Consider the following 8,669-nt stretch of genomic DNA (forward strand, 5'->3'; position numbering starts at 1 on the left):
CTCCTTTTTATTCTACTATTATACAACATGAATGGTTTAGTTGGAAATTTACTTAAAAAATTCCGACTTTTACCACTCGCCCAAATCTCCACCTTCAAATTCAGCCTTTGGCTCTCTAATTAAATCTTTATACCATGCTGGATAGTCCTTTTCGTCATGAAAGACCATTTTTTGCCACTCTTTGTCGTTAAGTCTATTTTCATCCAAGAATTCATAATATGTGAATACTCCGCCTCGACCCATTACGAGCTTATCGCCTACTGGATAGATTACATAAATTTCTGCAGGCTTTCCTGTTGCAACTGAAAATATCTCACCCTCAGGTAGCCCAACAGAATTTCGAGCAACTCTCATTAGATCTGCAACAATTGGCATTCTCCTGTCCTCTGGATTTGAAATTTCAAACCAGTGACTAATTCCATATTCATCTTGTGACTCAACAAAGTCAACCATCAGTGACTCCATCCAGCCCCCTATGAATTGAAGTGACTGATATTCTTCATCTGTCAAAGTTTCGTTATTTAATTCCTTCTTTGAGCAAGTGACTAAAAGATCCACCATATCTTTAAAATTATTTAGCTTCTCTTCGTTCTTTTCGCTTAAAATTTCTCTGTCCTTAAGGTTCAGCTTAGTGTAGTCGATTAACCACGCGAGTTTTTCGTATAAATCTAAATTTGGTTCGACATAGGATTTAAGATCTGGTTCCATTCCTCCACCCATCTCTGCCATTACAGATTTTCCGTAGAGAATTGTGTCGTGTTTTAATTCTGCGTAGGAACCAAGTGCTGAGACCAAGTCCTTCTTCTGCCAAGCTTCATTTCTCATAAACATTGGATAGCCTTCTTCGTATTCTTTGTTATATGAAGATAGCATCCATAGCCAACCGCGATACAAATTCTTTTGCCAGTCTTCGTCCTTCATCGCTTCAAAGGCTTTAATGTTTTCGTCGATTCTATCTTGGTACTCGTCCCAGTGGTCGTTATATGTATCATTTTTTTGAATTTCGCGGGCAAGCTTGTTGCCAAAAGTACTCATTAGATCGAGTCCTGAGTAAATTGGTCTATCTGATGGCGCTCCGTCTTTTGCAATGTCCACAGTGTTTTGCATAAATACATTATCTAGTACTCTTCTTTGTGGAATCAGTCTAAAAGATTTTCCCATAAATCCTGCAATTTGTGGATCTGGAAGTTTTTCTATTTCAGCATAAGCCATATCAAGTTTATCCAAATCATCGAGCTTATTTATGTCCAAATCTTTTCCATAAACTCCGTAGAGAATTCTTGCATACTCCCTCGCGGACAAGTCGTCTGCGCTCTCAACTAAAAAGTCCATTGGTCCAACTAAATTTTCCCATGACTTTAGGGCATTGTCGCTATTGTAGATGCTATAAGTTAAAAGAAGGGACTGAAGGAGTATGTCCTTGTCATAACCTTCTTGAGATTTAGGGAAAAATCCCATCTGACCGTAGTACATAGTATTCTTAAAATATTTTTCCAAGTCTTCGTCTCTTGTGTAGTGACCTCTTGGCTTTAGCTGTGAGTAGTCCACTTTTTTCTTGGTAATTTCAGACTCAATTTGAGTCTCGTTTTTTATATTTTCAATCTCACCATTAATTAGCTCCTCTGCCTCTTTTGGAGTCTCTACCATTTCCACATCAGATAGCTTTGCGCCTGTTGCTAAAAGTGCAATGTTTTTAAGTTGCAAATCTTTTAGATAAGTATTATCCAAGTGGTTATAAATATCAATATTTGTCGCCAACAAGTTTTGATTAAATTCTTTAAGCTGAGGATAAAGTTCTTCCTTTTCCAAATTTCTTAGGAAGTTGTCGTAGAAAATATGGAAGATATGAGTTACAGAGTCTGTTGTAACAAAGGACGGGATGCCCTTGTACTCATTTTCTTCGTAAATTTGGTGAATTTGATCGTATTGATACTCCTCGCCACTATCGTAGCCTTCTACATTTTTTGTACTCGCAATCATAAATCCGTTTTCTGCCAAATCTCTTTTCTGCTCATCGGTAAACTCGCCAAAGTCTTTTAAGTTGTCAACGTTGGACAAATCTGCCTCTACATTATAATCTGGCACCTGAGGTTTTATATCTGATTTTGCAAAATGAAGCTTCACAGAGTCCCTTTCCATCTCGTCGAGAAAAGCCGTATCGCTCATCTCAATTTGTGCAACTTCCTCTTTGCCAGAAGACTTATTTTTGTCGCAGGCAACTGCAACTAAACTTAAAAGAAGCGCTGCAATTATTAAATATTTTTTCTTTGCCATTTTATCTCTCCTTTTTCCAAATAAATTTTATATTCCTCACCTTTTACTTTAATAGTTCCACTTTCATAGGCAAACTCTGGCTCTGTATCGAGCTTTTTGCTCATGTAATTCTTTTCGAACACAAAGGAATTTACATAGTCGTAACCGTTTAGATTAAATTTGCCGCGAATATCTTTTTCAATAGAGACAATTTCATCAAAGCCGTCGCCGTCAATGTCATACATTATAAAGTCGACTAAGGGATTTGAAAGCCTGCTAATCCTTACCTTTGGCTTTAGTCTTTTATTTTTAAAATCTACATTGTATAAAAAAAGTCTCTTTACCATCTCGTCGTGGTAGGGAGATTTTTTATAAACGCCAAGGGCAAGCTCCACCTCGCCTCCGTCAATATTTGCAAATTGAACTTTCCACGGATTTAGCTCGCTTATGTCAAGCTCAAGTGTGTCTTTGTCGTCTTTAATTTTAATAATATCCTGTGATTTTGAAATAAGTATCTCAGCAGAAATTCCACCGCCTTCTGCAGTTAAAACTTCATCGCTCTTAACACAAGAAGTCATGAGAATAAGTAAAATAAATAAATATATCATAATTTTATTATAACATTTTAATGGAATAAATTAAAAAAGGCATTTTAAAAATTTAAAGTTAATATAATTTTTGCACAAAAAAAGCACGACTGCTCGTGCTAAATTTTATAATTATAAAGTTTACATCACTTCGTGCTTTCCACAACTTTATCGACTTTATTTTTTACGCCACTTCCAATGTCGCGCGCTTTATCTGCTATGTCTTTTCCGTTTAATTTTTCAAATTGTTCCACGACGAAGTATCTGTCAATCTTCGTGTTGCCAACAAATACAGAAATGTGAAATATATTCATAAATATTACTATGGCAAAAAATATTAATAATCCTCGCATAAATTTTTTCATTTAATCACCTAACACTTAAGCTCGCGCTCAACACTTCTATAATCTGGCATATACTTCTCGCACTCACTGATAAAAGTTTTATCGTGATATGCGTATTTAAGATGAATAATCTCATGAAGCACAACTGCCTCAATCTGTTTAATGGGCCTCTCACAAACTTTTAAATTTATATTTATAAGTCCCCTTGTTGGATAACAAGTGCCCCATCTTATTTTCATCTTCCTAATTTTGTACTCGCATGGACCAAGGCCTGTCATTTTAAAATATTTATCAAAAATATCATCTAAAACTTTTGGAAGCTCTCTTCTATAAATTTCTTCCACTTCTTTCTCGTCATCAGTGGGAAGCTTTTTGCCGAAGAGATGGTTCTTGTACCTCTCTTTGTTTTCGCTATCTATCCTTAGCTTTTCTATATTTTCCCTGTTTTTATTTATTATGCCATGAATCTCATCTTTTGTCATATATTTTGGACAAGAAACTTTTATCACGCCATCTTCGACTCTAATTATAATATTTTTTATCTTTTTCTTTTCGATTACTATATCCATCATAGTAGTGGTGATAAGAGCCTTGAGAACGACTCTCTTACCTTTGTTATATTTGATCTCTTTTCATAGAGCTCAGGAGTAATCTTTGTCGAAAATTTCATGTCTTCGATGAAATGATCTTTTAGAGTCTTGTTGATTTCTTCGTCGTATAAAAAGGCATTTACTTCAAAATTTAGCTCGAAGGATCTTATGTCAAAGTTTGCAGTTCCAACACTTGATAAGTAGTCGTCGCTTACTACGACTTTTGTGTGCAAAAATCCACCTTCGTATTGATATACATTTACTCCCCACTGAAGGAGCTCTCCCAAAAATGAAAGTGATGCCCAGTGAACGAATAAGTGGTCCTTCTTTGCAGGAAACATTATATTTACATTTACTCCGCTAAGAGCCGCAACTTTTAGACATTTTAAAAGTCCCTCATCAGGTACAAAGTAAGGAGTTTGGATATAAATTTCTTTTCTCGCGTTTGTAATTAATTTCTCGTAACCATTTCTCACAGAGTCAGCCTTTGTGTCTGGGCCCGATGTTACAATATTCATGTCGATGTTTCCAGTATCTTCGTCAAAAAACTCTGTCGTAAATCCTTTTGTGTATTCATCTGATGCAAATTTAAAATCTAAAAAGAATCTCCACGCAAGTCCATTTACAGCTGGTCCGACAATTCTAAGATGAGTGTCTCTCCAGTATCCCATCCTGCCACGAGACACATACTCATCTCCTACATTAAATCCACCAACATAACCTATTCTCTTGTCAATTACTACAATTTTGCGGTGATTTCTATAATTGATATGTGTGTTAATCTTTATGATAAGTCCTGGGAAGAATATGGCAAGTTTTACTCCAGCTTTTCTAAGCCTTCTTCTGTCTATTATGGTCATGTTTCGAATACCCATGCCATCGATTAAGAGATACACATCAAGGCCCTCTCGAGCCTTGTCCTTTAATATCTCCATAAATTCAGTTGAGATTTTATCAGATTTAAAGATGTAGTACTGAACATAAATTGTGTGCTTTGCATTTCTTAAATCTTCAAAGAGTTTTTTAAATTTTTCTTCGCCATCGTTAAATATCTCTACATCATTGTGAGTGTATAGAAGCTCTCCCTCGGCTCTATTAAACATCTCAATCATGTTGACATATTTTTTTGTTCTTTCGTTAGAGTATTTAAAGACTCCGTTTTTAATATCATTAAGCTGAGATGTGAATCCGTGCTCAATCATCTTATCCGCTTTTGACTTTCCATCGAACATCTTGGACTTAGATAAGTCTTGGCCAATAAATATATAGAGAATAAATCCAATAAATGGGATGAAGTTTATTGCCATTACCCATAGAAGTGTGGATATAGGCTTTTTGTTGTCAAATACAATTATAAACATGGACACAAGTACATTGAATATGAATATAATCGAGTAGACTTGTGCGAAGTTTTTTATAACTTCTAGATAATTATGGAGCAAATAAATCACCTCAGTAATCTAATTTTAATTTTGTCTATTTTTCTTTGATTTATATCTTTGTTGAGAGTTTAATATTTTCTTTCTAATTCTAAACTCAGTAGGTGTAACTTCAATAAGTTCGTCATCTTCAATAAATTCAAGAGCTTCTTCAAGACTCATGTTCTTTATTGGAGAAAGTTTTAGTGCTTCGTCAGATCCTGAGGCTCTTACGTTTGACATTTTCTTTGCCTTTGTTACAGAAACTTCGATTTCTACGCCCTTTGGACTTTCGCCAACTACTTGTCCTTCGTAAACTTCTTCGCCTGGTTCTACGAATAATATACCACGGTCTTGTGCGTTGTGAAGTCCATAAGTTAGTGCAGTCCCTGTGTCAAAAGATACGATGGAAGCATTAACTCTTCTTGGAATTTCTCCCTTGTAAGGCACATAACCTTCAAAAATTGAATTTAAAATTCCGCTTCCCTTTGTGTCAGTCATAAATTCAGTTCTGTATCCAATAAGTCCCCTTGCAGGAATTAAGAATTCAAGTCTTTGGTATCCACCCTTAGGCTCAAGCATGTTAACAAGCTCGCCCTTTCTTCTTCCAAGTTTTTCAATTACACTTCCGGCGTAAGTACTTTCAACGTCGATTGTAACTCTTTCAACTGGTTCAAGCTTTTTGCCGTTTTCGTCATATTTAAAAAGAACTTGTGGCTTTGATACTTGGAACTCATATCCTTCACGTCTCATGTTCTCGATTAGAACTGATAAGTGAAGTTCTCCTCTACCACTTACTTTAAATGTTTCTGTTGAGTCAGTTTCTTCAACTCTAAGTCCAACATCAGTTTGAAGTTCTTTAAAGAGTCTTGCTCTAATTTGTCTTGAAGTAAGAAACTTACCTACGCGACCTGCAAAAGGTGAGTCGTTAACTTTAAACTCCATGGAAATAGTAGGTTCAGATATTTTTACAAATTCAAGAGGTTCTGTATCATCAACAGAGCATATAGTATCTCCAATATTTATATCCTCAATGCCTGTTATTGCGACGATTGAACCTGATCTAGATTCTTCCACTTCAACTCTATTTAGTCCTTCAAATTCATAAAGTTGTGCAATTTTAACATTTTCTTTGTAATCAGGCATTTGTTTATTAGTTATAACCATTTGTGAATTTTCGTTAATCACACCTTGCTCGATTTTGCCGATACCAATTCTACCAATGTATTCATTGTAGTCGATTGTAGAAATTAAAAGCTTAAATGGAAGATCGTCTTTATCTTCTGGTGCTGGAATATATTTTAAAATTGTCTCAAATAGTGGCTTCATTGAAGTCATCTCGTCGTCTGGGTCAAGTGCTGCAACGCCTTGTTTTGCTGATGCAAATACAAATGGACAATCTAAAATGTCATCATCTGCTCCAAGCTCGATAAATAAATCTAAAACTTCATCTACTACAGCCTCTGGTCTTGCTTCTGGTCTATCTACCTTATTAATGCAGACAATTACTGGAAGGTTTAGCTCAAAACTTTTTTTCAAAACGAATTTAGTTTGTGGCATTGGACCTTCAAAAGCATCGACAAGTAGCACTACGCCGTTTACCATTTTAAGAACACGTTCAACTTCTCCTCCGAAGTCGGCGTGTCCTGGTGTGTCGATAATATTTATTTTTGTGCCATTGTAATTAACGGCAGTGTTTTTTGAAAGGATTGTGATTCCTCTTTCTCTTTCAATATCGTTTGAGTCCATTACTCTATCGTCGACTTGTTGATTTTCTCTAAAAACTCCTGATTGCTTTAAAAGAGCATCGACAAGTGTAGTCTTACCGTGGTCAACGTGGGCAATAATAGCAATGTTTCTTATATCTTCTCTGTACAAATTCATCCCTCTTCTTCTTGTAAAACTTGTAAAACCTTAATTTAATCTGTATTATATTTTAATCTTTAAATAAAAAAAGTGCAATATCACTTGCACTTTAAAAATAAAAAATACTTACTTTAAGAATTATTTTTTGAATTTTTGAACTAAATCGTCAAAAGAAATGTCCACTTGTTCTCCAGTTATCATGTTCTTAAGTGAATAAGCTCTGTTCTTAATCTCGTTTTCGCCAACTACTATTACATAAGGCACTTGAGTTTGGTCTGCGTATTTGAATTTCTTTTTAAGTTTTGCAAATTCTGTATAAATATCTACACGTATTCCGTTCTCACGAAGTTCAGAAACAAGTTTAATCCCCTCAGAAATGCACTCGTCCATTGGAATAATTAATAGATCGATTAGAGATTTCTTTTCGCTCTTTATAATTTTTGCTTCATTTAATTGATAGAATAGTCTTGAAAGACCAATTGAAAGCCCAACTCCTGGAAGAATCATGTCAGTGTAATTACTTGCAAGGTTTTCGTATCTTCCGCCTGAACAAACTGATCCTATTTCTGGATAATTATCAAGAGTTGTCTCATAAACTGTTCCAGTGTAGTAGTCAAGGCCACGAGCAATCTTAAGGTCTATGTCAAAGCAGTTTTCATCGATTCCAAAGTCCCTTACATAACCAACTACTTGTGTGATTTCATCAAGACCTTCTTTAAAGATTTCATCTTCTATTCCAAGTTCGTTTAGTGCTTTTATAATTTCGTCAATACTTCCGTCGATTTTTATGAAATCAATTATTTTTTCGGCAGCTTCTTCTGTAGTTCCAGTTGTCACGAGTTCTTTTTTAACTTCTTCTTCTCCAATTTTGTCGAGCTTATCGACTGCTCTTAGTGCATCAGTTGAATCTTCTATACCAAGAGATGAGAAGAATCCCTTTAAAATTTTTCTGTTGTTTATGTGAATTGTAAATTCGCTAAATCCCAAATCTTTAAATGTGTGATAGATTACAACTGGAAACTCCGCGTCGTTTACGAGAGAAAGTTCTCCATTTCCAATTGTATCAATATCGCATTGATAGAACTCTCTAAATCTTCCTTTTTGAGCTTTTTCACCGCGATAAACTTTTCCTATTGCATATCTTTTAAAAGGAAAAGATAGGTCGTTAAAGTGCTGTACAGTGTATCTTGCAAGTGGAACAGTAAGGTCAAATCTAAGACTCATATCAGTCGATCCCTTTTCAAATCTATAGATTTGTTTTTCAGTTTCTCCACCGCCTTTTGCAAGAAGTACTTCAGACTTCTCGATGATTGGTGTATCTATTGGAAGGAAACCATGTTTTTCAAAATTCTCTCTAATAATGTCGCGCATCTTGTTAAAAAGAATTTGATCTTCTGGCAATAATTCCATAAAACCAGGAAGAGTTGAAGGTTTCACAATACTCATAATATCACTCCTAATTTAAAATATTTAATGTTATTATTATTTTAACATAATCAAAAAATATTTTCATACTTTTCTTCGGTATCAAATGAAAGTTTGTCTTTTATTTTTAATTTTTGGTACCTAAATAAAATTAAAAATTTTCGTCACAAAAAATATTTTAAACTT

Annotated in this window: 7 protein-coding genes; all 7 read right to left on the reverse strand. The window is 34.9% G+C overall.

Translation table 11 applies throughout. The annotated features are described in order from the left end of the window. Window positions 1-69: 69 nt before the first annotated feature. A complete protein-coding gene (locus tag ACOX6R_RS02615; RefSeq protein ID WP_433446942.1) occupies window positions 70-2,274 on the reverse strand; it encodes a DUF3160 domain-containing protein in 2,205 nt (734 codons plus the stop codon). After that, window positions 2,253-2,861, reverse strand: a complete 609-nt coding sequence (locus tag ACOX6R_RS02620; RefSeq protein ID WP_433446944.1) for a hypothetical protein — start codon at window positions 2,859-2,861, stop codon at window positions 2,253-2,255. Before ACOX6R_RS02620 ends, ACOX6R_RS02615 begins: the two co-directional genes overlap by 22 nt. Before the next feature lie 125 nt (window positions 2,862-2,986). Continuing rightward, window positions 2,987-3,205: a hypothetical protein gene (locus ACOX6R_RS02625; protein ID WP_433446946.1), complete on the reverse strand. Its 219-nt coding sequence runs from the start codon at window positions 3,203-3,205 to the stop codon at window positions 2,987-2,989. A gap of 8 nt (window positions 3,206-3,213) precedes the next feature. After that, window positions 3,214-3,756: a SprT-like domain-containing protein gene (locus ACOX6R_RS02630; RefSeq protein WP_433446948.1), complete on the reverse strand. Its 543-nt coding sequence runs from the start codon at window positions 3,754-3,756 to the stop codon at window positions 3,214-3,216. Continuing rightward, window positions 3,753-5,216 carry a cardiolipin synthase gene (gene cls, locus ACOX6R_RS02635; protein ID WP_433446950.1) on the reverse strand — a complete coding sequence of 488 codons (1,464 nt, stop codon included), beginning with the start codon at window positions 5,214-5,216 and terminating at the stop codon, window positions 3,753-3,755. The genes ACOX6R_RS02630 and cls overlap by 4 nt, the downstream gene beginning before the upstream one ends. A gap of 24 nt (window positions 5,217-5,240) precedes the next feature. Beyond that, window positions 5,241-7,076, reverse strand: coding sequence for a translational GTPase TypA (gene typA, locus ACOX6R_RS02640; protein WP_433446951.1), 1,836 nt, complete (start codon window positions 7,074-7,076; stop codon window positions 5,241-5,243). Window positions 7,077-7,196: 120 nt separating this feature from the next. Then, complete coding sequence (hisS, locus tag ACOX6R_RS02645; protein ID WP_433446953.1) at window positions 7,197-8,504, reverse strand: histidine--tRNA ligase; 1,308 nt, start codon at window positions 8,502-8,504, stop codon at window positions 7,197-7,199. Window positions 8,505-8,669: the final 165 nt, after the last annotated feature.

The sequence above is a fragment of the Peptoniphilus sp. genome (assembly GCF_050943655.1).
Classification (GTDB): Bacteria; Bacillota; Clostridia; order Tissierellales; family Peptoniphilaceae; genus Peptoniphilus_A.